The sequence below is a fragment of the Amycolatopsis sp. NPDC001319 genome (genome assembly GCF_042896185.1).
GTDB lineage: Bacteria > Actinomycetota > Actinomycetes > Mycobacteriales > Pseudonocardiaceae > Amycolatopsis.
Window position 1 is genome coordinate 642976 of record NZ_JBIAWY010000005.1, and the last position, 24938, is coordinate 667913.

Sequence of the window (24938 nt, forward strand, 5' to 3'; positions counted from 1 at the left end):
ACCCCCCCCCCCCCTCCCGCCCCCGGGGGGGGGGGGGGGGGCCGGGCGGGGGGGCGCCCCCCCCCCCCCCCCCCCCCCCCCCCCGCGAGCGCCGCCAGCCGTACGTCGAAAGTCGTCACAGCACCGCGAGCCGATCCAGCAACCGTTCCGCCAAGCTGATCTCCGCGCTCAGCGGGTGGTCCTCCGCGAGGTACGGCAGGGTGCCCTCCGCGAGGCGGAAGGCTTCGCGCAGCGGGGTGTCCGGCAGGGCGACCCCGGAGAGGCGCAGGGCGCGCACGGCGGCGAGGAGTTCGCAGGCCAGCACGGTGCGGTAGGCGGCGGTCGCGGCGACCGTGCTGCGGACGGCGTGCGTGGAGAAGCTCGCGTGGTCCTCCAGGCCGCGGGAGATGACCGCGGTGCCGAGCGTCACGGGGGACGAGGCGTGGCGCAGGGTGCCCAGGGCGTCGTGGGCGACGTATTCCAGGATCATGATTCCGGAGCTGCCGGCGGGGCCCTGGGCGAGAAAAGGGGGCAGGCCGCTCAGATCGGGCTCCACCAGGTCGCCGAGGCGGGCCGTGGAGAGTTCGGCGACGTGGTGCAGCGCGGCGCGCAGGTGGTCGAAGGCCAGGGCGACGTGGGCCGTCGAGAACTGGCCGTGGTGGTAGGCCTGCTGGGTCTCCACGTCGATCAGCGGGTTCTCGGCCGCGGCGTTGATGTCGATGTCCAGGACCCGTTCCACCGAGGCCGCCGCGTCGAGGGCGGGGCCCTGGACCTGGGGGAAGGCGCGCAGGCCGAACGGGTCCTGCAGGCGGCGGCCCTCCACGACCTCGTCGCCTTCGAGGAGCAGCCGGCGGAGTTCGGCGGCGCAGAACACGGCGCCGGGGTGGGGGCGGGCGGCGTGGACGCGCGCCGAGTAGGCCTCGGCGGAACCGCCGAGCGCGCAGAAGGTCAACGCCGTCACCACGTGGGACGCGGACAGCAGCCGGCGCAGGTCGTGCCAGGCCAGGACGGCTTCGGCGAGGGTGGCGGCGTTGCTGGAGATGAACGCGAGCGCGTCGCCGGGGCTGATCGGCAGCGGGTCGAGGTCGCCGGCGGCCCAGGGCAGTTCGCCGGCCATTGTCAACGCGACCTCGGCCAACGCGGTCAGGTCGCCGGTGCCGATGGCGCCGCGCGAGTGCACCAACGGCAGCGCCCCGACCCGTAGCGTGGTCTCCAGCGCCCGCAGCAGCCGCGGGTGCACGCCGCTGCCGCCGGCCGCCAGCTGGTTGAGCCGGATCGCCATCACGGCGCGCACGACCTCGTCCGCCAGCGGCTCGCCGGTGCCGCCGGCGTGGCTGCGCAGCAGGCGCAACCCGTGGTGGTCGGCGGACTCCGGGTCGACGACCGTGTGCCGGTTCGCGCCGACGCCGGTCGTGCGGCCGTACACCGCGCGTTTGGCCCCCAGCTCCACCGCCAGCTCGTAGCTCGCCGCGGCGCCGGTCACGGCGTCGGGCGCCAGCTCCGTCCACGCGCTGCGACGAGCCACACGGACCACGTCGGCACAGCGGAGGCCGGATCCGCTGATCTCGATGCGGCTGGAGTCGGTCATCGCCACCCCTCTTGACAAGTTTTCATTCATTCCTAGGGTGACATGAAACTATTCATTCTCGAACAACGCAAGGACGGGAGGCCCGGGTTGTCCCGGTCGCTGCACGAGCTGCTCACCGCCCACCGGCTGACCCCGGCGCAGCGGCGCATCGCCAGCTACCTCACCGACCACGCGGCCGAGGCGGCGGCGCTGACCAGCGGCGAGCTCGCCGAGTACGCGCAGGTCAGCCAGCCGTCGGTCACGCGGTTCGTCGCGCTGCTCGGGTTCGACGGCTACGCCGGGTTCCGCCGCTACCTGCGTGAAGCGGCGGCCGAACCCGAGCCGGAGTGCGGTGGCAACAAGTTCCAGGCCGCCATCGACGCCGACCTGCGCAACCTCACCGCCCTGCGCGCGCAGCTGGCCGACGACACCCGCCTCAGAACGATCGCCGCAGAGCTCATGGACTCCGTCCCGCTCGTCGTCGCCGGCTACCGCGTCTCGGCCGCGCAAGCCGCGTCGTTCGCCTACCTCGCCACCAAGATCCACCCGGACGTCCGCCTGCTCACGGACCCCGGCAGCGTCTTCGGCGACGCCCTGCGCCACGCCCACCGGTCCGGCGCCCGGACGCTCGTCCTCGTCGCGCTCCCCCGCTACCCCCGGGAGAGCGCCGCGGCCCTCGATCAGGCTCGTGCACTCGGCCTGCGCACCCTCTTGATCACCGACCGGCCCGTCTCGGCGCTCACCCCGCTCGCCGACGACGTGCTGCACGCGGGCGTCGCCTCCGAGTTCGTGTTCGACTCCCACGCCGCGGTCGCCTCCCTGACCGTGGCGCTGGTCGAGGCGATGGCCGACGCGGCCGGCGCCCTGGCCCGGCAACGACTGGAAGGTTTCGAAGACTATGCCGCAGAGCAAGACCTCTTCCTCCCCGAGTGAGGCAGGGGCAACGGCGTTCGACGACGTCCCGCTCAACCGCTTCCACCTCCGCATCACCGCGCTGACCTTCTGCGCCAACTACTCCGACGGCTACGAGCTCGGCATCATCAGCATCGCCCTGCCGTTGATCGCGTCGCAGCTCGGGTTCGGCACGGTGTGGGAGGGGCTGCTCGGCGCGTCGGCGCTGATCGGGATCTTCCTCGGCAGCATCGTCGTCGGCTGGGCGGCGGACAAGATCGGCCGCCAGCGTCTGTACACAGTGGACTTCCTGCTGATCGCCGTCGCGTCGGCCGCCGAGTTCTTCGTGACCAGCCCGACGCAGCTGTTCGTCCTGAGACTGCTGATCGGCATCGGGATCGGCGCCGACTACGCGCTCGGGCCGACCCTCGTGGCGGAGTTCGTGCCCCGCAAGTACCGCGGTGGGCTGCTGGCTTCGCTCACCGTGCTGTGGACCGTCGGTTACGTCGCCGCGTTCTTCCTCGGCAACTACGTCGTGAGCCTCGGCGGCGAGTCGTGGCGCTGGCTGCTCGCGTCGAGCTCCATCCCCGCGATCGCCGTGGTGCTGCTGCGCATCGGCGTTCCGGAGTCGCCACGGTGGCTGCTGTCGCAGGGCCGCGTCGACCAGGCCCGGACGGTCGTGCGGCGCCTGCGCGGCGACGTCGAGGCGTTCGAGGACCTCGTGCGCAACCACGTCTCGGCGCGGCGCGTGCGCTACCGCGAGCTGTTCGGCAAGAAGTACTGGCGCAACACGGCGTTCGGCACGATCTTCTACAACGCCCAGGTGGTGCCGTACTTCGCCATCTACACGTTCCTGCCGCTGGTGCTGCTGAAGATGGGCGTCGGCGAGGAGGACACGACCAGCGACGGCCTGCTGAACCTGTTCCTGCTCGCCGGCAGTCTCGGCGGCCTCTGGCTGGTGGCGAAGATGTCGCGGCGCGGCCTCACGATCTGGTCGTTCGTGGTCCTCATCGCCACCATGGCACCGATGGCGATCTGGCCCGACGCGCCGACCGCGTTGCTCTTCCCGCTGTTCCTGGTGTTCACGTTCACCATGTCGGCCGCCGTGAACCTCGACCAGGTCTACCCGCCGGAGCTGTTCCCCACCGACCTGCGCAGCTCAGGCGTCGGCCTGCTCAACGGCCTCAGCCGTGTGGGCTCGGCCATCGGCACCTTCCTGCTGCCCCTGGCCCTCGACGGCATCGGCTTCTCCCCCACGATGCTGATCCTCACGCTGGTGCTGGTCGGCGGCCTGGTCGTCTCCCTGCTGTGGGCGCCGGAGACGAAGAACTCGACGATGGACTGATTCATCGCGCAGCCCCGGCCGCGAGCCGGGGCTGCGCGAGGCCGGTTTTCAGGGCCGCGGCCATGGTCGCCACGCGGTGGCCCTGCGCGCGGGCCGCGGCCAGCGCCGGCTCGTCGACGGCGATCGAGCCGTCCTCACCCGTGATGTGGCTTGCGCCGTAAGGGTTTCCACCCGAGTCGTCGACGTGGCCCTTGAAGCCGGGCGGCACCAGCACGCCGCCGAAGTGGTAAACGGAGTTGTACAGCGCAAGCAGCGTCGTCTCCTGCCCGCCGTGCGCGGAGGCGCTCGAGGTGAACCCGCTGTAGACCTTGTCCACGAGCAGGTCGCGCGCCCACAGCCCGGTCAGCGTGTCGAAGAACTGCTTGAGCTGGCTCGCGATGTTGCCGAACCGCGCGGGCGTGCCGAACACGATCCCGTCGGCCCAGAGCAGATCTTCGTGCGTGGCAACGGGAACGTGGCCGGTCGCGGCCAGGTGCTCGCGCCAGCCCCGGTTGCGGGCGATCGCGCTCGCCGGCGCGATCTCCGCGACGCGCCGCAGCCGCACCTGGGCCCCGGCCGCCACCGCGCCTTCGCGCACGGCCTCGGCCAGCGTGAACACGGTTCCGGTCGCGGAGTAGTAGACGACGGCGATCCGGCAGCACCCTTCGGACATGACCCGCTCCCCTCGCTCTTCCGGCTCACAAGACCGTATCATTCAATACGGTTTCACCCGAAACATTGGTCGAAACTCACCAACGTGACGCCCACCTCATCCCGCACGGGCGAGGACTCCCGCACGCGCCCGGTCCACCGTGGGGCGACGGGAAACCGACGAGAGGCACGGCTATGTCTGACTACATCCGGATGCAGGGAGCGGACCCGCGGGCGATGGACTCGACGAGGCCGGGCTTCGCCGAACCGACTGCGGCGAACGGCTGGACCGTGTTCGCGGCGACGATCGCGATGCTCGCCGGTTTCTTCAACATCATCATCGGGCTCGTGGCGCTGTTCAAGAACAATTACTACGTCACCGCGCCCGGTGGCTACCTCGTGCTGAACCTCACCGGCTGGGGCTGGCTGCACCTCATCGTCGGCGTGCTCGCGGCCGCCGCCGGCGCCGCGCTGTTCAGCGGCGCCGGCTGGGCCAAGGTCGTCGTGGTGATCCTGGCCGGGTTCAACGCGCTGGCGATGCTCGCGTTCATCTCGGCCGCCCCGGCGTGGGGGCTGATCGTGATCACGCTCGACGTGCTGGTGATCTGGGCCGTGATCGCCCACTCCGTGCAGACCGAAAGTTCACTCTGAGAGCTTGACGGACAAGACCTCACCCAGCGCGGGTGAGGCCTTGCCCGTGAGCGGGGTGCTGTCGACGTAGTGCATCTCGTACACGCGCTCGGTGAACTTCCAGCCGTCGGCCGTGCGCCGGTAGCGGTCGTGGTACACGGACTGGTTGAGGTGCGAGCTGCCGTCGCGCAGCCGCCCGAACTCCACGATGTAGGCGCGTCCGGTGGCGGTGTCGCCGTCGAGGCGGATCGAGCCCGGGTGCACGGTCTGCAGGAAGTACTCCCACAGGTCCCGGGCCCGTTCGATGCCCCGGCGGATCTCGGCGCGGCTCGCCAGCTCGATGCCGCCTTCGGGGATGCGCAGCACGCCGTCTTCGGTGAACAGCGAGGCGAGGCGGTCGTAGTCGTGCGTCATCCCGGCGTCGGTGAACTCCGCGCACAGCGCGCCGAGCTCGACGCGGTCGGCGATGGCCTGGAAGTCGGTCATGGTTCTCCTGTCACATCCTTCGTCCGTGGTCCGTCAACGTTCTGACGGACCACGACGGAGGAACCTGACAGTGGACGCGATTCTGGTGGACCAGTTCGAAGCGCACCGCGACCACCTGCGCGGGGTCGCCTACCGGATGCTCGGCTCGGTGACCGAGGCCGAGGACGCCGTGCAGGAGGCCTGGCTGCGCCTTTCGCGCGCCGACCCGGACGGCGTGGTGAACCTCGGCGGGTGGCTGACCACGGTCGTCAGCCGCGTGTGCCTCGACGTGCTGCGCTCGCGCAAGTCCCGCCGCGAGGAGCCGCTGGAGACGCACGTGCCGGACACGATCGTCGCGGCGGCGGACCCGGATCCCGCGGAACAGGCCGTGCTCGCCGATTCCGTCGGGCTCGCGCTGCTCGTGGTGCTGGAGACACTGTCGCCGGCCGAGCGGCTGGCGTTCGTGCTGCACGACCTGTTCGGCGTGCCCTTCGCGGAGATCGCGCCGATCGTCGGCCGCACTCCCGCCACCGCGGCCCAGCTGGCGAGCCGCGCGCGCCGCCGCGTCCGCGGTGCGGCACTGCCGGACGCCGACGTCGCCGCCCAGCGCGAGGTGATCGACGCATTCCTCGCCGCCTCGCGCTCAGGCGACTTCGACGCCCTGCTGGCGGTGCTCGACCCGGACGTCGTGCTCCGCGCCGACGCCGGCGTGGCCGGTGGTTCGCGGCTCGTTCGCGGCGCCGCCGCGGTGGCCGGCCAGGCCGTGCTGTTCGAACAGCTCGGCGCCGAAAGCCGGCCCGTGCTCGTCAACGGCGCGGCCGGCATCGTGGCCCTCCTGGACGGCAAGCCGATGTCGGTGTTCTGCCCGACGGTGCGCGCCGGCCGGATCGTCGAGATCAACATCCTCGCCGACCCGGAACGGCTCGCCCAGCTGAACCTGTGACGCTGAACCTGTGCCGCGGCGGCCGGTCAGACCGCGTCGGCGCAGGCCACCGCCTTGGGCGCGGGCTCCGGCTCGGCCACCGGCTCGTCGCCGGCCGGCTCGCCCGGCACCGCGAGCTGCCACGGGCGGGCGACAACCCACAGCACCACGCCCGCCAGCAGGATGCCGCTGAACATCACGATCGCCATGGCGGCCGCGTTGTTGCCGATCAGGCCCACGACCGGCGACACGGCCGCGCCGATGCCGAACTGCACGGCACCCAGGAGCGAAGCCGCGGTGCCGGCGTTGTCACCGTGGGAGTTGAGGGCGACCGCGGGCGCGTTGGGCAGGATCAGGCCGGCGAAGAACAGCACCGCCCACACCGGCACCGCGACGCCGAACATCCCGCCGAAGCCGGTGAGCGCCGTGAGCAGCAGGACCGCCGCGGCCACGACGGCCGCCACGCTCGCGACGAGCAGCACCTGGGCCGGCTCGTAGCGGTTCATCAGCCGCGCGTTGACCTGCGTCGCCGCGATCAGCCAGATCGCGCTGGCGCCGAAGAGCAGGCCGAACTGCTGCTGGTTGAGACCGAACTCCTGCTGGAACACGAACGAGCCGCCGCTGATGAACGCGAACAGCCCGGCCATCGCGAGGCCGGCCACGATCACCAGGCCGATGAACGAGCGGTCGGTGAGCAGCCCGCGGTAGGAGCGGACCGTCGCCTTGAACTCCCACGGCTGGCGGCGCGCCTTCGGCAGCGTCTCCGGCAGGGCCAGCGCCGCGGCGATCGCGCTCGCGAGCCCGATCACGGCGAGCACCACGAACACGCCGCGCCACTCGGTCCAGCTCAGCAGGGCGCTGCCGAGCGTCGGGGCGAGCACCGGGGACACGCCCATCACGAGGATCAGGCGCGACAGCAGCTTCGCGGCGTTGCGGTCGGTGTAGAGGTCGCGCACCACGGCCAGCGCCAGCACCGCGCCCGCGGAGGCGCCGAGGCCCTGCAGGATGCGCGCGCCGGTCAGCAGCTCGACGTTCGGCGCCACCAGGCACAGCAGCGAGGCGGCGACGTGGATCAGACTGCCGGTGATGAGCGGGATCCGCCGGCCGAACGCGTCGGACAGCGGCCCGACCAGCAGCTGCCCGAGCGCCAGCCCGAGGACGGTGCCGGTCAGCGTCAGCTGGATGGTGGACTCGGACGTGAGCAGGTCCTGCGCGATGGTGGGCAGCGCAGGCAGGTACATGTCGATGGACAGCGGGCCGAGTGCCACGAGGACACCCAGGATCAGCACCAGCTTGAGCTGTCCGCCCCCAGCGGACACTCGCGCGCCGGGTGCGGCTTCCAGCCTGTTCGTCACAGCATCTCCCTCAGTCGGTAGCCACCTCACTCCTACGACGAACGGGGCTCGCCTATTCCGACATCCTGCCCACATCACACCGCGCTTTTTTGCGCGTGACACCTCGTGGTTGTGCCGCTACGACAAGGCAATCCGGAATTCACGTGCCGGAAACGTCCACAGTAGACAGTTCGTATACGACAGATCGCTCACGAGGGGAGGCTCTGTCATGGTCGTGGCGTACGGCTGCGGCCGCCCCGCGCAGCTCGTGCTCAACCGGGCGCTCGGGCGCGACCTGGCCCACGCGGCCCAGACGGTTTTCACGGGTTCCGCCGGGATCGGGCAGCCCAGGACCGAGCGGACCGCATCGTCGGCGGACACGCAGCGAACGCGGCGGATGCAGCAGGTCAGCGGCGCGTCCGCGGCACTTCCAGGGCCGGCGGCGAGGCTGAAACAGACGACGAACGACGCGGCCTCCAGGCCGGGAACGGTACCGAACGCGTCGGAACGGACACTTCCGGCACGACCGAGGTGGACCTAGCGTGCGAAGCAGGTACCGTCGCCGAGGGGGCGGCGGGCCGATCCGGAAGGCGGCCACCATGCCGATCCTCAGCGCCCTGGGCGGCGTCCACCACCTGCGGCTCACCGTGACCGACCTCGACCGCTCGCGCGCCTTCTACACCGAGGTGCTCGGCTTCGGCGTGGCGGCCGAGTCGCCGGGCAGCCCGGACGACCCGGCCATCCGGGCCGACCGCGAGGCGCTCTACGGCGGAGTCGTGCTCGCCAACGAGAACCTCGTCCTCGGCCTGCGTCCCGTGGCCGACAAGGCCGACCGGTTCGAGTCCGAACGCGTCGGGCTCGACCACCTGAGCTTCCAGCTCGGCTCCATGGCCCGGCTGCGGGAAGCGCAGGAGCGCCTCGACGCCACGGAGGTCGTGCACGGCACGATCCGCGACCTGCCGGCGTTCGGCATCGCGATCCTGTCGGTCGACGACCCCGACGGCATCCACCTGGAGCTCACCGCCGCGCTCGAATAGTCCACTCAGGACGGTCCGGTGCACGGATGCCGGTACGGACGGTCAGCAGTCGTTGCTCCCGGCGACCCTTGATCATTAGGGTCGGCGCATAAGCCGACCCGAAGAGGAGTCCCCATGAGCGGCCTGCCGGCCACGATGCGAGCGGCGCGGTTCGACGCGGCGTCGAAGAAGCTGAGCGTGGAGACGGTGCCCGTGCCGGCCCCGGGACGCGGTGAGGTCGTGGTCAAGGTCGCGGCGTGCGGGATCTGCCACTCGGACCTCTCCCAGCTCGACGGGGCCTTCACCCCGCGGCAGCCGGTGATCACGCCCGGGCACGAAACGGCCGGCACGGTCGCGGCCGTCGGCGAAGGGGTGAGCTTCTGGTCGCCGGGTGACCGCGTGGTCGTGGCCGCGGGCCGGCCGTGCGGCACGTGCCGCGAATGCCGCCACGGCGGCGGGATCGACTCGTGCGAGAAGCTCCAGATCATGGCCTTCGACTACGACGGCGCCTGGGCCGAGTACCTGCTCACGCCCGCGACGACGCTGGTCGGCGTGCCGGACCACGTGCCGCTGGAGCAGGCCGCGGTGCTGGCCGACGCGGTGTCGACCCCGTACGGCGCCGTCGACACGGCCGGGCTGCGCCCCGCGGAAGCCGTGGGCATCTGGGGGCTCGGCGGACTGGGCACGCACCTGGTGCAGCTCGCGCGCATCTGCGGCGCGTCGCCGATCGTCGCGCTCGACCCGCTGCCGGCGGCCCGCGAACGCGCGCTCGGCCTCGGCGCCGACTTCGCGCTCGACCCGCTCGACGAGGCCACGCCGGACAAGCTCGCGGAGATCACCGCCGGCCACGGCCTCGACGTCGCGTTCGACTGCGTCGGCCGCGGCGCCAGCCTCACGCAGGCCGACCGCGCCCTCGGCCACCGCGGCCGGCTGGTGCTCGTGGGCATGTCCCCCGATCAGCTGGACCTGGGCGCCGAGCTGAACTTCGTGCGGCGGCGCCACACCGTCGTCGGGCACCTCGGTTACCGCATGAAGCACCTGGCCGATCTCGTGGAACTGGTCGCCCGCGGGCGGCTGGACGTGTCGGGCTCCGTGAGCGCGATCCTGCCGCTGGAGGAAGCCGCCGAGGGCGTGCGGCGCCTGCGCGAGCACGAAGGCGACCCGATCCGGATCCTGCTTCGGCCTTGACCCTGACGTCGCAGGAGGGTCCAGCATCGAGGGCGTGACCGAATACACCAGTCCCGTCCCGATGCCGGCCCTCGACGCGATCGCGCCGGAGCCCTACCGCGGCATCTACGGCATGCCCATGTTCCCGATGATCCCGACGGCCGACCTCGAGGAGTCGAAGGACTTCTGGTTGCGCGGCCTCGGGTTCATCGACCTGTTCTCCATTCCCGGCCGGATCACCCACCTGCGGCGGTGGGCGTTCCAGGACGTGCTGCTCGTGCCGGGTGAAGTCGGGCCCGCCTCCGCGTTGGCCATCAGCTTCTCGTGCGTCCTCTCCCAGATCGACGAGGTCGCCACGCGGTGCGAACAGCTGCGGCCGGGCTGCACGAGCGGTCCGGAGGAGAAGCCGTGGAACTCCGTCGAGCTGACGGTGCAGACACCCGAACGGGTGCGGATCGTGATGACCGCCGCCCGGCCGATCGACCCGGACAGCGTCCAGGCCGCCGAGCTGCGCGCCGTCGGAATCGACGTTCCTCGGGGATGAGCCACACTGGCCTGATGAGCGAAGGCCTCACCGTCGGCCGGACGGCGGCGCTCGTGGGGGTCAGCGTGAAGACGCTGCACCACTGGGACGCCATCGGTCTCGTGCGTCCGAGCGAGCGCACTCACGCGGGGTACCGGGTGTACTCGGGCGACGACATCGCCCGGGTGCACCGGGTCCTCGTGTACCGCGAGCTGGGGTTCCCGCTCGCCGAGATCGGCCGGCTCCTCGACGACCCGGCCGTCGACGCCCGCGAGCACCTCCGGCGCCAGCGCACCGAGCTCGTCGACCGGATTTCCCGCCTGGAGACGATGGTGTCGGCCGTCGACCGCATGCTGGCCGCCGCGAAGACCGGCATCCAGCTCACCCCGGAACAGCAGGTGGAGATCTTCGGCTCCGACTGGCGCCCGGAATGGGTCGGCGAAGCCGAAACCCGCTGGGGCGACAGTCCTCAATGGACCCAGTACACCGAACGCGCCGCCGCGCTGAGCCCTGCCGACTGGCGGGAAGTCACGGCTCGCGTGGAAAAGCTGAACGCCGACCTGGCGACCGCGCACCGGACCGGCGTCATCCCGGGCTCCGCCGAAGCCAACGCCTTGGCCGAACGCCACCGCGCGGCCATGACCACGTACTTCGACTGCCCCCACGCCCGCCACGTCTGCCTCGGCCGGCTGCTGGCGGAGGACGAGGGGTTCGCGGGCTACTACAGCGGGTTCTCGCCGAACCTGGCGCCGTGGCTGCGCGAGGTGATCAACGCGAACGCCGCGGCCCACGGCGTCGACCCGGAAACCGCCACCTGGGACTGACGCGTTCGCCCGGCCGACCAGGAAGTGCCCGCCGGCGGCGCAGTGCGACCAGCCCCGCCGGCGAGCGTTCCCCCCCGTGCGGCGGCGCCTCACCGCCGCCGCACGCGACCCGGACCGCCGCGGGCCGTCCCCCGACGACGTCTCACGGCGGTCCGGAACCCGGATCAGTCGGTGACGAGCTCCGACTTGTGCTCCCGCAGCCACTCCTCCAGCGGCTTCAGCCGCGGGTTGATGCGGCGCGCACGCTCGAGGTCGCGGGACTCGACGAACGAGTCGGCGGCGTCGGCGTAGAACTGGTACATGTTGCCGACCTCGACGGCGCCCGGGTAACCGGCGGCGCGCGCCTCGTCGTGGGTCTGCGGCCGGTAGACGACGTCTTCGCCGAGCACCTTCGCGAACAGCTCGGCCAGCTGGACACCGGTGTAGTGAGCGCCCGCCAGGCCGACCGTGCGGCCGATGTAGGTGGGGCCCGCGAGGAAGATGCCGTAGGCGGTGCGGCCGATGTCCTCCGACGCGACGAGCGCCATCACGGCGTCGCCCATCGGGTTGGTCAGCTCGAGCTTGCCGTCGGCGCCGCGGTGCACGCCCTGGCCCTGCAGGAACGCCTCGTAGTAGAAGGTGGTCTCCAGGAACGTGGTCGGCACGCCGTGCTCGGTGAAGAACCGGTTGGCCTCACCCTTGGCGTCGAAGTGCGGCACCGTGTACTTCTCGAGCAGCGTCGGCAGCTGCGTGCCCTGGTGCGCGAAGTGGGGACGCGTGTCCTCCAGCGTGGACCAGACCACGTGCTTCAGACCGGCCTTCTTCGCCGCGCGGGCGGAGGTCTCCGCCTGGTCGAGCTCCATCTGCGCCCGCGTGCGCGCCGCTTCCTCCTCGGGCGTGCGCTGGACCCAGAAGTTCGTGACCACGTAGGCGCCATACGCGCCTTCGAATGCGCGCAGCACGCTGGCCTCGTCGTCGAGATCGGCCACCACGACCTCCGCACCGCGCGCCGCCAGCTCCTTCGCCGCAGGGGACTCGACGTCGCGGGTCAGCGCACGAAGGCTGAACGGTCCCTGCGGGTCGTCGAGGATCGCACGGGCCAGACCACCGCCCTGCGAACCGGTCGCTCCCACCACGGCAATGATCTTCTTGTCGGTCATCGGGTTTCCTGCCTCTCTCGTCGGATGTTCGCCGAACGAGTTCCAGGTTGTCCCTCTTTTCCGTGCGGCACCTCGCCACACCGTGGGTACCCACGGCGGGGGACGGCACGGGCTGTCACAGCCAGCCGCGCTCGTCGGCGACCCGCAGCGCTTCCATCCGGTTGCGCGTCCCCGTCTTGGCGATCGCCGCCGACAGGTAGTTGCGCACCGTGCCCTCCGACAGGTACAGCGTGGCCGCGATCTCGGCCACCGAGACCCCCGACCGGGCGGCAATCAGCACGTCGCGCTCGCGCGCGGTGAGCGGCGACTCCCCCGCCGCCAGCGTCGCGACGGCCAGCGCCGGATCCACCACGCGCTCACCGGCGACCACGCGGCGGATCGCGTCGGCCAGCGTCTCGGCCGGGGCGTCCTTCACCACGAACCCGACGGCGCCCGCCTCCATCGCGCGCCGCAGGTAGCCCGCCCGCCCGAACGTGGTCAGCATGACCACGCGACAGCCCGGCGCTTTCTTGGCGAGCACGGCCGCCGCGGCCAGCCCGTCGAGGCCCGGCATCTCGATGTCCAGCAGCGCGACGTCCGGCTGCTCCGCCAACGCCGCGTCCACCACCTGGTCACCGCGGCCGACCGACGCGACGACCGCGAAGTCGTCCTCCAGCTCCAGCAGGGCGCACAACGCCTGGCGCACCAGGGCCTGGTCGTCGGCGAGCAGCAGGCGGATCGTCATGCCGGCGCTCCGTTCATCGAACGCGGCGCGGGCATCGACACGCACAGCCGCCACCCCCGCGGCTGCACCGGCCCGGCCTCCATCCGCCCGCCGGCCTCGGCGACGCGTGAGCGCAACCCGTCCAGACCGTTGCCGGCAGCAGCCACCGCGCCCACTCCGTCGTCGCGCACTTCCACCTCCGAAGCCGAAATCCTGACGGTGCAGCTCGTCGCGCGGGCGTGGCGCGCGACGTTGGTCAGCCCCTCCCGCACGACCCAGCCGAACAGCTCCTGGTGCGCGCCGTCGACCACGTCCGTCGCCGTGGGCAGGTCGGCCGTGACGCCCGACGCGCGCAGGAGCTCGCGGCCGCGCGCCAGCTCACCGGCCAGGGTCACGTCGGGACTGCCCGACACGGCCGCGCGCACGTCGGCGAGCGCTTGGCGCGAAAGGCGTTCCACCTCGCCGATCTCCTCGAACGCGCGTTCCGCGTCCGTCTTCCCGAGCCGGCGGGCGAGATTGCTCTTCACGGTGATCGCGGTGAGCGAGTGGCCGAGCAGGTCGTGCAGGTCGCGCGAGATCCGGGCCCGCTCGGCCTCGGCCGCGAGCCGCTGTACCTCCGCGCGCGCCTCGACCAGCGCCCGGTTCGCCCGGACCGCCTCGGAGAAGGCGTAGACCATCAGTGCGGTGAACACGAGCGCGATGGCCTGCGACCACGCCGGCCCGGAGTGCCACGGCCGCACGGCCGGCGGCACCACGATCGCCGCCAGTCCGGCCCCCAGGAGCACCGCCACCGCCGCCCGGCCACGCAGCAACCGCATCAGAAACGCCACGACGACCGCGGCCAGGAAAAACGCGTCGGCCTGCGCGAAGGGCAACGCGGCGAGGAACAGCACCGCCTGCGCGCACAGCGACCACCAGAACACCCGCGGGGCCACGCGGTCCGCGGCGATCGCGGCCACCACGTAACAGCAGCTGAACAACCCCACGAGCACGCAGCCCACCACCGCGGTGGTGCCGCCGCGCGGCACCAGGCCGGCCACGGTCACCGCCGGGTACACGAGCATGCCGGCGTCGAGGACGAACCTGCGCCGCCCGAGCACCCAGCGATCGACGTTGTCGTCCACGTCGGGCACGCTACCGGGATCGTGGTCAGGACCGCGCGAACAACGAGCGGACGTGCCGCCCGTTGACGATCAGCACCACACCCAGCAGGAGCAGCGCGCACGCGCCCTGCTCGGCTCGCAGCCACACCGGGAACGCGCCGGGCAGTGCCGCGATGACGACCAGCGCCACCAGCATGATCGCGGTGACCAACCGCAGCCGCAGGTAGGCGCGGCGCGAGCCCTTGCTCGTCCGGAGGGTGAAGGACAACGTGAGCAGGGCACTGGCCACGACGATCACCGTCCGCACCCACACGGCGTCGGTGACCATCGCGGAGTTGTTCCGCAGCAGGACCACCGCTCCGACGGTGAGCACGCTGAGCGTGAGGTAGGCGATGACGAGCAGTCTCGTGGTGCGGAAGGCCGAGAGGCTGCGCGGGTGGTTGAGGTTTTCGTGGGACACGGCGGCGGATCCGGCGTTCATGACTGTCCTTTCCGGACGGTGTGGAGTGCTCCCCTTGTGCTCCACTCATCCTGGGCGCACGCGCCGGCTCGCAGCAGTGAGCCGGCGCGTGAAGCGCCCATGACATTTGTCAGGAATCCGACGGCGGCCCCGTTTCCGTCAGCTTGCCGTCGGCGAGCGTGAGCCAGCGGCCGAGGCCCAGGTCGGCGAGGAAGCGGTCGTCGTGGCTCACGACCACGAACGCGCCCTGGTACGCGTTGAGCGCGCCGGTGAGCTGCTCCACGCTGGCGAGGTCGAGGTTGTTCGTGGGCTCGTCGAGCAGGAGCAGCTGCGGCGCCGGCTCCGCGCACAGCACGCACACCAGCGTCGCCCGCAGCCGCTCGCCACCCGAGAGCACGCCGACCGGCAGGTGCGCCCGCGGTCCGCGGAACAGGAAGCGGGCGAGCAGGTTCATCAGGTCGGCCTCGGGCAGCTGCGGCGCGGCCGCGCGCAGGTTCTCCGCCACGGTGCGGTCGTCGTCCAGCAGGTCGAGGCGCTGCGAGAGGTACGCGACGCGGCCGTCGGCCCAGGTCAGCAGCCCGCTGTCGGGTTCGAGCAGGCCCGCGATGAGCCGCAGCAATGTCGACTTGCCGACTCCGTTGGCGCCGATCAACGCGATCCGCTCCGGCCCGCGGATCGCCAGCGTCGCGCCTTCACCGGCGAACAGCTCCCGCACGCGCAGGCGCTCGCCGTGGAACACCGTGCGCCCGGCGGGCACCGCGGTGTCGGGCAGCTCCAGCACGATCGTGTCGTCCTCGCGCGCGGCGCGGTCGGCTTCGTCGAGCCGGGCCTTGGCGGCGCCGAGCCGCTGGGAGTGCATGTCGTTGGCCTTGCCGGCCGACGACTCCGCGCGCCGCTTGATGTTGCCGAGCGCGATGCGCGGGATGTCGGAGCCGGTGCGGGCGCCGGTGGACGCCCGCCGCGCCGCGCGCTCGCGGGCCTGCTGCAGCTCGCGTTTCTCGCGCTTGACCTCCTGCTCGGCCGAGCGCACGTTCTTCTCCGCGACCTCGCGCGCGGCCTTCTTCGCGCCCTCGTACTCGGTGAAGCTGCCTCCGAACAGCCGCAGCGAACCGTGGCCGAGCTCGGCGATCCGGTCCATGCGGTCGAGCAGGTCTCGGTCGTGGCTGACCAGCAGCAACGTGCCCTTCCAGTCGCCGAGCACGGCGTGCAGGCGGCGCCGGGAGCCGCGGTCGAGGTTGTTGGTGGGCTCGTCGAGCAGCAGCACGTCGGGCTGTTTCAGCAGCTGCGCGGCCAGGCCGAGCGACACGATCTGGCCGCCGCTGAGGGTGTCGAGCCGGCGGTCGAGCCCGACGTCGCCGAGCCCGAGCCGGTCGAGCTCCGCGCGGGCGCGCTCCTCGATGTCCCAGTCGCTGCCGACTTTCGCGAAGTGCTCTTCGCTCGCGTCACCGCCTTCGATGGCCGCGAGCGCGCGCACGATCGGCGCGATCTCCAGCACCTCGGCCACGGTCGGCTCGCCGGCCAGCGGCAGCGTCTGCGGCAGGTAGCCGAGCACGCCGTCGGCGGTTACCGAACCGGCGAGCGGGTGGAGCTCGCCGGCGATGAGCTTGAGCAGGGTGCTCTTGCCGGCGCCGTTGGGCGCGACGAGACCGGTGCGACCCGGCCCGAGCGTGAAGGACAGGTCTTCGAAGACGGGGGTGCCGTCGGTCCAGGAAAAGGACAGGCCGGTGGCGACGACGGAGATCTTGGACATGACAGGACTCTCAAGCTGCGATGCGGGCGTGCGTGAGCCGCCCGGAGAACGACAGGGCAGGGTTTGAAGGAGGAGACGAAAAAGTGCGGTGTCGCGGCGGTCGAAAACCGACCGTGCGCACCGCTGTCGTCGCCGGATTCACCCGGAGATGTCGTCCTCAGCCACCATCGCGGTGGTCAACTCCCTGGAAACTCGTCCTGCAAGTTCCCCGCGATCGTATCAGCCGAGAGCCGCGCGCGCCGTCACCCGTCCGTCGCGAATGGACGGACGGGTGACGAACGCCGAGGTCAGGAGGTCTTCGGCCGGTGGCCGGGCTCCTGGTGCGGGAAGCTCTGCTGCGTGGTCGGGATGGGCGGCAGCTTGAACTGGCTGACCTCGTACTGGGCGAGGTTGTACTGGCCCGTGGTGTCGGGCAGCGTCGGCGCGTGCTTGGTCGCGTCGTGGAACCGGAACGCCGAGGTGAGGTCGCCCACGGTGCGGCGGCGCCAGTCGGTGATGTTGGTTTCGCGCACGCCGGTCACGTGCTCCAGCAGCCGCAGCTGCGAGGTGTGGTCGGACAGCTCCGAGCACACCCAGCCGCCGACGGTCCACGGCGACACGATGATGCACGGCACGCGGAAGCCGAGGCCGGTGGGCAGCCCGGCGCCGTCGACACCGGTCACCGACGTCTTGAACACGAACTCACCCGGGGTGCCGGGCTTCGGCGTGGGCGGCACGACGTGGTCGAACAGGCCGTCGTTCTCGTCGTAGGACAGGATGAACGCCGTCTTGGCCCACACGTCGGGGTTGGCCGCGATGGCGTCGATCTTGCCGGCGACGAAGGTCGCACCGGCGGCGGGCAGGCCGGCCGGGTGCTCGTCGAAGCCCGCCGGCGGCAGGATCCAGCTCACGGTGGGCAGCTGGTCGTGGGCCGCGTCGTACTCGAACTGGCCGAGCGGCTGCGGGTTCATGCACTTCTCGAACAGGTCGTCGCCCGGCTTCGCGTTGAAGTACTGGGCGATGTGCTGGATCGCGGCGAGCCCGGTGACCGAACCCGGCTGGTGGTAGACCTTCCAGCTCACGCCGGCCTCGGTGAGGCGCTCGGGGTAGGTCTTGAACGAGTACTGGCCGTTGGGCGCGCTCGTGGTGAGCGACGGGCCACCGAAGTCGCCCGCGGCGTCGATCGTCCCGGCCATCCACATGTGCCGGTTCGGGCCCGTGGGGCCGAGCACCGAGCAGTGGTAGGAGTCGAGGATCGTGAACGCGTCGGCCAGCGCGTACTGGAACGGGATGTCCTCACGGGTGAAGTAACCCATGGTGTACTGGCCGTTGGTCTCGCCGTCGGCGGCGCGGTGGGCGGGCAGCCACTGGTCGTTCTTGCCGCCGTTCCAGGCCTGGTGCTGCACGGCCCACTCGTGGCTCGTCGACGGGATCGCCTGCGCGGCGGTCGACTTCGTGTCCAGGTGGTAGGGCAGCAGGTAACCCTTGGGGTTCTTCGTGTCCTTCTGGTAGAAGACCGAACTGCCGTCCGCCTGGCGTGCGACGTGGGGGTCGCCGAAGCCGCGGACGCCGGACAGCGTGCCGTAGTAGTGGTCGAAGCTGCGGTTCTCCTGCATCAGCATCACGACGTGCTTGATGTCGGAGATCCGGCCGTTCTTCGGGGCGGGGGAAGCGATCGCCTTGCGAACGTTGGCTGGCAGCGCCATCGCGGCGGCGGCGAGACCGCCCGCGGCGGCCGCGGAACCCAGGAGGCGTCTGCGCGTGAAACCGTTGCCCTGGTCGGTGTTCTCGGTCATCGAGGTCCTTTCGGGGTGGGAGCCACGAGGAACACTCGTCCGCCGCGGTAAGCCGTTCGCCCAGGAGTGGATGAGCAGTGGCTGAACTTCGGCCGAACTCGCCATGGCGCAGTGACGTGCGTAACTCGATTTCCGGACGAAGCGGTGAAACCGGACGTAGGATGCGTCCACTGTGGAGTGTCATTTTTCCCGTCAGCGGAACGGCCGGCGGTTGCTAGGGTGCCGGTGTGAATCGCACAATCGCGGTGAACTACCCCGCGCCGATCCCGGTCGGCCACGTCGTCGAGGTGACGGAGTTCGCGGACACGCGCCCCGAGAAGAAGCGCCGCGGGTTCGACATGAGCGAGGCCTTCCGGCACCCGGTGCTGTTCGACCGGACCACCGGGATCCGCTACCTGAACCACGTCCACGCGGCCACGGGCGGCAATGGCGGGAACACGTTCACCCCGGTGCTCTACCCGGTAGTCCCCCGACCGGACCTCGCGGTGTCGGCCGTCTGGCTGGGCACCGTGGTGGCGTGCGCGCTCGTGATGAACGAGGGGCTGAACGGGCAGCACACCACGTTGGTGCTGGCGCCGGCCTGACAGGTCAGCCGGCCGGGCCTGCGGCCCGCGCCGAGCTCGGGGGAGATCGTGCGCGCGGTTTCAGGCGGAGCGCAGGTTGGTGGCGAAGTCGCCGTCGCCGGCGCGGCGGTCGAGGTCGGTGAGCTCGCTCCTCGGCCTTGACCACGCCTTCGTTGGCGACTTCGGCTTCGGCCGGCCTCGCCGTCGTCCAACGCCTCGGCAAGGCCCAGGTCGGCCACAAGACCATGGTCGACGCGATGGCCCGGCCGCCACGGCCCTGTCCGAAGAGGCCACCCGCGCCGACCCCCTGCCCACCGCGCGGCGCTCCGCCGCTGACGCCGCGGACGCGGGCGCCGCCTCGACCGCCCAGCTGCTGGCCAAACGCGGCCGGGCGAGCTACGTCGGCGAAACGCCCGCGGCGTCACCGATCCGGGGGCGCTGGCGGTCGCGTTGTTCTTCGAAGCGGCCGCCTAGGGTCCTTTGTGGAGATCCGTGTGCGCTGGTCTTCTTGACGTTCCCTTGTGGAAGATCAGGGCATGGCCGGGGCCTGGCGGGGGCCCATGGCCGCGCCGGCGATGACCAGGACGGCGCCCACCAGGAGGAGGATCGGGCCGAGGCCCAGGGAGGGGAAGTTGCCCCAGTAGAGGGTGGCGATGCCGGCGACGTGGAGGATCAGCATGACGGCCGCGCGGCCGCTGAAGACCGTGCGGTACCACCAGAAGCTCGCCCGCGTGAGTTCGCGGCTGCGGATGCCGCTCAGCAGGAACGCCGAGCGTTTGGCCCGGAGCGCGCCGAGCGTCCACGGCAGCACCGACGCGGCGGTCGCGGCGGTGATCAGGAAGGCGAGGAACTGCACGTACGTCGCCGCGAAGCCGGAGGCGGCCGCGTTGTCGCTGGCGGCCTTCACGAGGTCGAGGAAGGTCATCGTCACCGACTGAGTGCCGTTGGTGAAGGTGATCCACGAGACGCCGAACAGCGCGACCAGCTCCAGCACCACGCCGAGCACGGCCGGGATCGCGCCGAGGCCGGGCTGGGTCAGTGGACCGGCCGCCTGGCCCGGCTGCTGGGGAAAGCCCTGTGGCGGCTGCGAGAACGGCTGCTGCGGAGCGCCCCACTGCTGCGGCTGCCCGTGCTGCGGGAGGGGTTGCTGGTAGCCCGGCGGTAGGTCGCCGGCCTGCTGCGGGTACCCGGCCGGGCCCGCCTGCGGGTAGCCCGGCTGAGCGGGCTGCCCTTGCGGCGGGGTGCCCCACTGCTGCGGCTGACCGTGCTGGGGCAGGGGTTGCTGGTAACCGGGCTGCGGGTACCCGGCCTGGTTCGGCTGCGGGTAACCCGGCTGGCCCGGTTCCCCTTGCGGCTGCGCGTAACCCGGCTGCGACCCGGCGGCCTGGCCGAACCCCTGCTGCGCCTGGCCGGTCTCGGGATGCCACTGCGGCGGCTGACCCGGCTGTCCCGGCGCCGGATACCCCGCCGGGCCCCCCTGCTGACCTTGCGGATAACCCTGCGGTTGCTGACCCCCTGGGTGGCTCATGATCCAGGATCGTAGCCGCCCCCGGGGGATTCCACCGAGTCGTCAGGACAATGGCTTGTCGAGCACCGCTTTGAGGTTGCTGAACGTGTCGATGGAGTACCTGCCGTGGTAGCGGCCCATGCCGCTTTCGCCGACGCCGCCGAACGGGAGTTCCGGCGCGACGAGGTGCAGCACCGGCATGCCGAACGTCACCGCACCGGAGGAGGTTTCGGTGAGGATGCGCTGTTTGACCTCTTCGGACCCCGTGAAGGCGTACAGCGCCAACGGTTTGTCGCGGCCCGTGATGAACGTGATGGCGTCGTCCAAAGACGACACGGCCAGCACGGGCAGGATCGGCCCGAAGATCTCCTCGCCCATCACGGGTGCGTCGGGCGCCACCTCGGCGAGCACGGTCGGTGCGATGAACTTGGCGTCGCGGTCCGTCTGACCGCCGGTGACCACGCGGCCGCTGGCCAGGAGCTGCGACAGCCGGTCGAAGTGCCGGGTGTTCACGATGCGCCCGTAGTCGGGGCTCGCCGCCGGGTCGTCGCCGAACTTCGCCCGCAGCGCCTCCGTCAGCAGTGGTTCGAGGCGCGCCGCCGTGTCGCCGATGGCCAGCACGTAGTCGGGCGCGACGCAGGTCTGGCCGGCGTTCATGAACTTCGTGTCCACGATCCGCTGCGCGACCACCTTGAGGTCGACGTCGGTGTCCACGATCACCGGGCTCTTGCCGCCCAGCTCCAGCGCCACCGGCGTGAGGTGCTTCGCGGCGGCGGTCATCACGATCCGCCCGACGACGCCGTTGCCCGTGTAGAAGATGTGGTCGAAGTGCTGCTCCAGCAGCTCCGTCGTCTCCGGGATCGCGCCCTCCACCACGGCCACGGCCTCGGGGTCGAGGTACGCCGGCACGTGGCGCGCGATGGCGGCCGACACCGTCGGTGAAAGCTCGCTCGGCTTCACGACGGCGGCGTTGCCCGCGGCGAGCACCCCCACCAGCGGCGCCAGCGCGAGGTGCAGCGGGTAGTTCCACGGCCCGATGATCAACGCCACGCCCAGCGGCTCCCGCACCACGCGCCCTTCGGCGGGCAGCAACCGCTCCGGCAGCCCGGCGGGTTGCGGCGCGAGCCACTCGTCGAGGTGTTCCAGGGTGTCGTCGACCTCGTTGACGATGAACATCAGCTCGGTGCGCCGGGCCTCGGTGGCGTTCTTCGCGAGGTCGGCTTGCAAGGCGGCGAGGAAGTCGTCCTCCTGCTCCAGCAGCATGCGCTTCAACGCGCCGAGCTGCTCGCGCCGCCACGACAGCGGCTTGGTGCGGCCGGAGGCGAACGACTTGCGCAGGCGGGAAACCACGTCCGGGATCATGATCACGACCCTACTGTGTTGTCAGTTGCCAATCCGACCACAGTTGCGGCGGGGCGACCGCGGCAGCCACTCGGCGCGCCCGGACCCGCGTGGCACGAGGATCGTCGACAACTCACCCGGCGTCTCCGACATCCGCACCTGGTCGGTCACGCCCTGGTAGAGCCCCAGCGGCGTCTCGGCCGTGAACGTCTCCGGGTCGACATACGCGTGCAGCTCACCGGTGCCGGCGACCGTGCGCGAGTACTCCTTGTCGAACACACCCAGGCTGATGATCCACAACGCGATGCGCGTCAGCGAGATGTGGATGCGGTAGCTGCCGCCTTCGGTCGCCCGGCGCATCAACGCGGCGCAAATCCCGGTGGTGGCCAGCCACGGCACGAGGTAGTCGTTGACCACGCCGATGTGCGGCAGCACGGGCTGGTCCGGCGAGCCCTCCAGCGTCATCATCCCGGCGACGCACCCCGCCGTCTGGTCGAAGCCCACGCGCTGCGCCCACGGCCCGCGCTCGCCGTGCAGCGACACGGTCGTGTGGATGATCCCCGGCCGGAGCTCCGCCGCGCGCTGGGCGGACAACCCGAGCCCAGCGACGAGGCCCGGCCGGCGGTTGGCGTAGAAGACATCCGCGCCCCGCACCAGCTCGTGCACCTTCGCCAGCGCCGTCTTGTCCCGCAGATAGTCCACTGTGGCCGATCGGACGCCGACGTTCGCCGTCGAGTACGTCACCGGGTTCTCCCACTCGGTGGGACGCCACAGGTTCAGCGCGTCGGCACCGTGCTGCGCCAGCGCGCGCCCGATGGCGGCGCCGGCGATCACGTGTCCCATACCCAGCGCGCGCACGCCGTCGAGCGGCTGACGAGCGCCCTCCGACAGCGGTTCGGGGTCGGAGTCGCCGATCTTCTCGATCTCGATCAACGGCAGGTCCGCGAGCACGTCGCGGTATTGGCGCGTCTGGAGGAACTCCTCCGTGCTGCGCACCATCGGCATCACGAGCCCCGCGTCGGCGCCGGCCTCCTCCAGGTCGAGGGCGTTCCAGCGGGCGACGGCGTTGGCCACGGCGGGTTCGTCGTCGTAGGTGCGCAGGAGCTTGAGCGTGGCGGACTTGAGCTTGGGGTAGATGTCGAGCGGCATCACCCAGCGGCCGTCGCCGGCACGGTAGAACTTGAGCGTGAACGGGCTGCCCGGGTCGGCCGTGTTGGTGGGCGGCAGGCCGTTGATCAGCTCCCACTTCTTGTCGTAGAACGGGCACAGCCGGTGCGGCGCCGTGCGAACGTCCATGCTGATGTCCTGGCCCGGCCCACCGCGGTGGCGCCACAACGCGGCCAATGCCACGGACTTCGCGACGAGCCCGATCGCCGGCGCCGCGCCCAGCCGTACCGCGCTCGGCACGATCGGGTCCGCGCCGAGGAACTCGACGCTGCCACCACAGTCCTTTTCGGACAGTCCGGCGTCGGCCAGCACTTCGGCCAGCGCGGCGTGGATGTCGAACCGGTCGTCGGCCTCGGAACGGATGGGGTTGGCGAGCGCTTCGCGGATGCGGTCGGTGACGGTCATCGCTGCTCCTGTCCCGGTGTGGTCCCCAACGCCCTCATCACGGCGATCTGCTTCTCGTCCCGGGCCTTCGCCAGCTCGTCGATCGTGCCGCCGAAGTCCTCCGACTGGGCGCTCAGCAGCGCGACGGTCGGTTCGTCCAGGTCCGGCGTGCCCAGCTGGCCCCAGCGTTTCTGCAGGCCAGGGCCCAGGTGCTCGAGGAAGTGCGGCAGCCCGCCGGCCCCGCCGCCCAGGTGGAAGCTCAGGAACGGCCCGCTCACCGCCCACCGCTGCCCGAGCGAGGACGTGACCACCTCGTCGAGCTGCTGCTCGGTGACCACCCCCTCGGCGACCAGGTGCACGCACTCGCGGAAGATCGCGGCCTGCAGGCGGTTCGCGACGAACCCGGGCACCTCCTTCGCCAGCACGATCGGCTTCTTGCCCAGGCTTTCGTAGAACTCGACGGCCCGCGCCACGTTCTCCGCCGACGTCTTCTCCCCCGGCACGACCTCCACCAGCGGAATCAGGTGCGGCGGGTTGAACGGGTGCCCCACCACGAGCCGTTCCGGCTGCTTCAGCGCCGTGGCGATGTCCGTGGCGGGGATGCCCGACGTGGACGTCAACAGCAGGGCGTGCGCCGGAGCGTGCGCTTCGATCGTGCTGAAGATCTGGTGCTTCAGATCGAGCCGTTCGGGCCCGTTCTCCTGCACGACGTCGGCCTGCGCGACCGCCGTCGCGAGGTCCGGTTCGAAGCGCACCGCCAAGTCGTCTGCCGGCAAGCCGAGTTCCCGCAACGCCGGCTTCAGCTCCTCCAGCCCGGCGCGCACGGTGTCCTCGACGCCGGGCGCCGGGTCGCTGACCGTCACGTCCAGGCCGCGCGAGGCCATCAGCCCCGCCCAGGACACGCCGATGACCCCGCCACCGACGATGGTCGCCTTCATGGTTTCCCCTCAAGCCAGGTAGTCGTGCACGACCGCGAGCCGGCCGAGCGTGAGGTCGGTCAGGAGGTGGCCGGCCGACACGATCTCCAGCACCGGCAGGTCGGCCAGCGGCGCCAGCGCGTGGGCCACGAGGTGCAGCCGCGCGGGCCGGTCCAGGCGCCCTTGATCGTCACGTCGGTGATCTGGCTGCGCGCGAGCTCGCAGATGCGCGGGCGCCCGTCGTAGCCGGGCACGATCTTGAGCATGAACGTCGGCGCGGTCAGCTCCGCACGCGCCTGGGCTTCGTCGAGCGTGCGGTGCTTGTACCCCATCGTGGCGAGCGCGACCTGGATCGAGCCGTAGTCGAGCGAGCCGACGAGGGTGTCGGAATCGGTGTACAGCCTGGGTTTGCCGAGCTTCTTCGGGTACGCGGCGACCTCGCGGCCGCTCGCGATGGCGGGCAGGCTGTCCACGTACATGCCGAGGGTGAACTCACCGGCTTCGTCGCCGTGGCGCACCATCGCGACCTGGCCCGACTCGGTGTAGTCGCCGAGGCCGGTCACGTCGGGCATGCGCATCACCTCGAACCGCACCAGCGGCTCGTCGACGACCAGCGGTTCCGGCACGAGCGCCCGCAGCGCCGCCGGATCCGTCCGGTAGGTGATGTTCACGTATTCGCGGTCGGTGAAGCGGTAGGGCCCGCGCGGGAAAGCCGGCGCGGCCAGGGGCGTGGTGAGCTGGGCGAGGACCTCGTCCTCACGCATGAGCGACTTCCCGCAAGATCACGAACCGCAATCTACCTGCGACTTTCCGCCGCCGCATCTCGATGGCGGGCA

Annotated in this window: 23 protein-coding genes and 1 pseudogene; 9 read left to right on the forward strand and 15 right to left on the reverse strand. The window is 71.4% G+C overall.

The features are described from left to right. Positions 1 to 115: 115 nt before the first annotated feature. A complete protein-coding gene (locus ACFY1H_RS22175) occupies positions 116 to 1567 on the reverse strand; it encodes an aromatic amino acid ammonia-lyase (protein WP_386948987.1) in 1452 nt (483 codons plus the stop codon). Positions 1568 to 1609: 42 nt separating this feature from the next. Here ACFY1H_RS22175 and ACFY1H_RS22180 point away from each other — a divergent pair, with 42 nt between their 5' ends. Further along, positions 1610 to 2479 (forward strand): MurR/RpiR family transcriptional regulator, encoded by an 870-nt coding sequence (locus ACFY1H_RS22180; RefSeq protein ID WP_366578902.1) that lies wholly within the window; start codon positions 1610 to 1612, stop codon positions 2477 to 2479. After that, positions 2445 to 3782 carry an MFS transporter gene (locus tag ACFY1H_RS22185; protein ID WP_386948990.1) on the forward strand — a complete coding sequence of 446 codons (1338 nt, stop codon included), beginning with the start codon at positions 2445 to 2447 and terminating at the stop codon, positions 3780 to 3782. Before ACFY1H_RS22180 ends, ACFY1H_RS22185 begins: the two co-directional genes overlap by 35 nt. Position 3783: 1 nt before the next feature. Here ACFY1H_RS22185 and wrbA read toward each other — a convergent pair whose 3' ends face one another. Then, positions 3784 to 4434, reverse strand: coding sequence for an NAD(P)H:quinone oxidoreductase (gene wrbA, locus ACFY1H_RS22190; protein WP_386948992.1), 651 nt, complete (start codon positions 4432 to 4434; stop codon positions 3784 to 3786). Between the two features lie 173 nt (positions 4435 to 4607). Between wrbA and ACFY1H_RS22195 the strand changes: the two genes are divergently transcribed. Further along, entirely contained in the window at positions 4608 to 5063 is a 456-nt protein-coding gene (locus ACFY1H_RS22195; protein WP_366578896.1) for a hypothetical protein, read from the forward strand. On the opposite strand, the gene ACFY1H_RS22200 is transcribed toward ACFY1H_RS22195, so the two are convergent. Further along, the gene (locus ACFY1H_RS22200; RefSeq protein WP_366578895.1) at positions 5055 to 5528 is read right to left on the reverse strand and encodes a nuclear transport factor 2 family protein; all 474 of its coding nucleotides are present in this window, start codon (positions 5526 to 5528) and stop codon (positions 5055 to 5057) included. The two genes, ACFY1H_RS22195 and ACFY1H_RS22200, sit on opposite strands and share 9 nt — an antisense overlap. A 64-nt stretch (positions 5529 to 5592) precedes the next feature. Between ACFY1H_RS22200 and ACFY1H_RS22205 the strand changes: the two genes are divergently transcribed. Beyond that, a complete protein-coding gene (locus tag ACFY1H_RS22205) occupies positions 5593 to 6450 on the forward strand; it encodes a sigma-70 family RNA polymerase sigma factor (RefSeq protein ID WP_366579350.1) in 858 nt (285 codons plus the stop codon). A gap of 26 nt (positions 6451 to 6476) precedes the next feature. Here ACFY1H_RS22205 and ACFY1H_RS22210 read toward each other — a convergent pair whose 3' ends face one another. Next, the gene (locus ACFY1H_RS22210; protein ID WP_366578893.1) at positions 6477 to 7784 is read right to left on the reverse strand and encodes a Bcr/CflA family multidrug efflux MFS transporter; all 1308 of its coding nucleotides are present in this window, start codon (positions 7782 to 7784) and stop codon (positions 6477 to 6479) included. Between the two features lie 578 nt (positions 7785 to 8362). Here ACFY1H_RS22210 and ACFY1H_RS22215 point away from each other — a divergent pair. The 4 genes from ACFY1H_RS22215 (at position 8363) to ACFY1H_RS22230 (ending at position 11293) form a co-directional block, all read left to right on the forward strand. Continuing rightward, positions 8363 to 8800, forward strand: a complete 438-nt coding sequence (locus ACFY1H_RS22215) for a VOC family protein (RefSeq protein ID WP_366578892.1) — start codon at positions 8363 to 8365, stop codon at positions 8798 to 8800. Between the two features lie 114 nt (positions 8801 to 8914). Next, positions 8915 to 9967, forward strand: coding sequence for a zinc-binding dehydrogenase (locus ACFY1H_RS22220; protein WP_366578890.1), 1053 nt, complete (start codon positions 8915 to 8917; stop codon positions 9965 to 9967). Between the two features lie 34 nt (positions 9968 to 10001). Beyond that, positions 10002 to 10490 carry a VOC family protein gene (locus tag ACFY1H_RS22225; protein ID WP_366578888.1) on the forward strand — a complete coding sequence of 163 codons (489 nt, stop codon included), beginning with the start codon at positions 10002 to 10004 and terminating at the stop codon, positions 10488 to 10490. A 14-nt stretch (positions 10491 to 10504) separates the two neighbouring features. Beyond that, complete coding sequence (locus ACFY1H_RS22230) at positions 10505 to 11293, forward strand: MerR family transcriptional regulator (protein WP_386948998.1); 789 nt, start codon at positions 10505 to 10507, stop codon at positions 11291 to 11293. A 164-nt stretch (positions 11294 to 11457) separates the two neighbouring features. On the opposite strand, the gene ACFY1H_RS22235 is transcribed toward ACFY1H_RS22230, so the two are convergent. The 6 genes from ACFY1H_RS22235 to ACFY1H_RS22260 all read right to left on the reverse strand — a co-directional run bounded on the left by ACFY1H_RS22235 (position 11458) and on the right by ACFY1H_RS22260 (position 18223). Further along, positions 11458 to 12432 (reverse strand): NmrA/HSCARG family protein, encoded by a 975-nt coding sequence (locus ACFY1H_RS22235; protein ID WP_386949001.1) that lies wholly within the window; start codon positions 12430 to 12432, stop codon positions 11458 to 11460. A gap of 115 nt (positions 12433 to 12547) precedes the next feature. Next, positions 12548 to 13156, reverse strand: coding sequence for a response regulator transcription factor (locus ACFY1H_RS22240; RefSeq protein ID WP_354881654.1), 609 nt, complete (start codon positions 13154 to 13156; stop codon positions 12548 to 12550). Continuing rightward, positions 13153 to 14259, reverse strand: coding sequence for a sensor histidine kinase (locus ACFY1H_RS22245; RefSeq protein WP_386949005.1), 1107 nt, complete (start codon positions 14257 to 14259; stop codon positions 13153 to 13155). The genes ACFY1H_RS22240 and ACFY1H_RS22245 overlap by 4 nt, the downstream gene beginning before the upstream one ends. Before the next feature lie 25 nt (positions 14260 to 14284). Further along, positions 14285 to 14719, reverse strand: coding sequence for a hypothetical protein (locus ACFY1H_RS22250; protein ID WP_386949008.1), 435 nt, complete (start codon positions 14717 to 14719; stop codon positions 14285 to 14287). A gap of 109 nt (positions 14720 to 14828) precedes the next feature. After that, the gene (locus ACFY1H_RS22255; protein WP_386949010.1) at positions 14829 to 16448 is read right to left on the reverse strand and encodes an ABC-F family ATP-binding cassette domain-containing protein; all 1620 of its coding nucleotides are present in this window, start codon (positions 16446 to 16448) and stop codon (positions 14829 to 14831) included. A 287-nt stretch (positions 16449 to 16735) separates the two neighbouring features. Next, positions 16736 to 18223 (reverse strand): alkaline phosphatase family protein, encoded by a 1488-nt coding sequence (locus ACFY1H_RS22260; RefSeq protein WP_366578877.1) that lies wholly within the window; start codon positions 18221 to 18223, stop codon positions 16736 to 16738. A gap of 227 nt (positions 18224 to 18450) precedes the next feature. On the opposite strand from ACFY1H_RS22260, the gene ACFY1H_RS22265 reads away from it, so the two are divergent. Then, on the forward strand, positions 18451 to 18807 hold the full coding sequence (locus ACFY1H_RS22265; RefSeq protein WP_366578875.1) for a hypothetical protein: 357 nt from the start codon (positions 18451 to 18453) through the stop codon (positions 18805 to 18807). Between the two features lie 508 nt (positions 18808 to 19315). Here ACFY1H_RS22265 and ACFY1H_RS22270 read toward each other — a convergent pair. From ACFY1H_RS22270 to ACFY1H_RS22290, 5 genes and pseudogenes are all read right to left on the reverse strand, one after another. After that, positions 19316 to 20314: a hypothetical protein gene (locus ACFY1H_RS22270; protein WP_366578872.1), complete on the reverse strand. Its 999-nt coding sequence runs from the start codon at positions 20312 to 20314 to the stop codon at positions 19316 to 19318. Positions 20315 to 20356: 42 nt separating this feature from the next. Continuing rightward, complete coding sequence (locus ACFY1H_RS22275; protein WP_366578870.1) at positions 20357 to 21655, reverse strand: aldehyde dehydrogenase family protein; 1299 nt, start codon at positions 21653 to 21655, stop codon at positions 20357 to 20359. 21 nt (positions 21656 to 21676) lie between these two features. Beyond that, positions 21677 to 23206, reverse strand: a complete 1530-nt coding sequence (locus tag ACFY1H_RS22280) for a CoA transferase (protein WP_366578868.1) — start codon at positions 23204 to 23206, stop codon at positions 21677 to 21679. Continuing rightward, positions 23203 to 24123 (reverse strand): 3-hydroxyacyl-CoA dehydrogenase NAD-binding domain-containing protein, encoded by a 921-nt coding sequence (locus ACFY1H_RS22285; protein ID WP_386949015.1) that lies wholly within the window; start codon positions 24121 to 24123, stop codon positions 23203 to 23205. Before ACFY1H_RS22285 ends, ACFY1H_RS22280 begins: the two co-directional genes overlap by 4 nt. Before the next feature lie 9 nt (positions 24124 to 24132). Further along, positions 24133 to 24866: pseudogene (locus ACFY1H_RS22290) on the reverse strand (acetoacetate decarboxylase). Positions 24867 to 24938 lie beyond the last annotated feature (72 nt).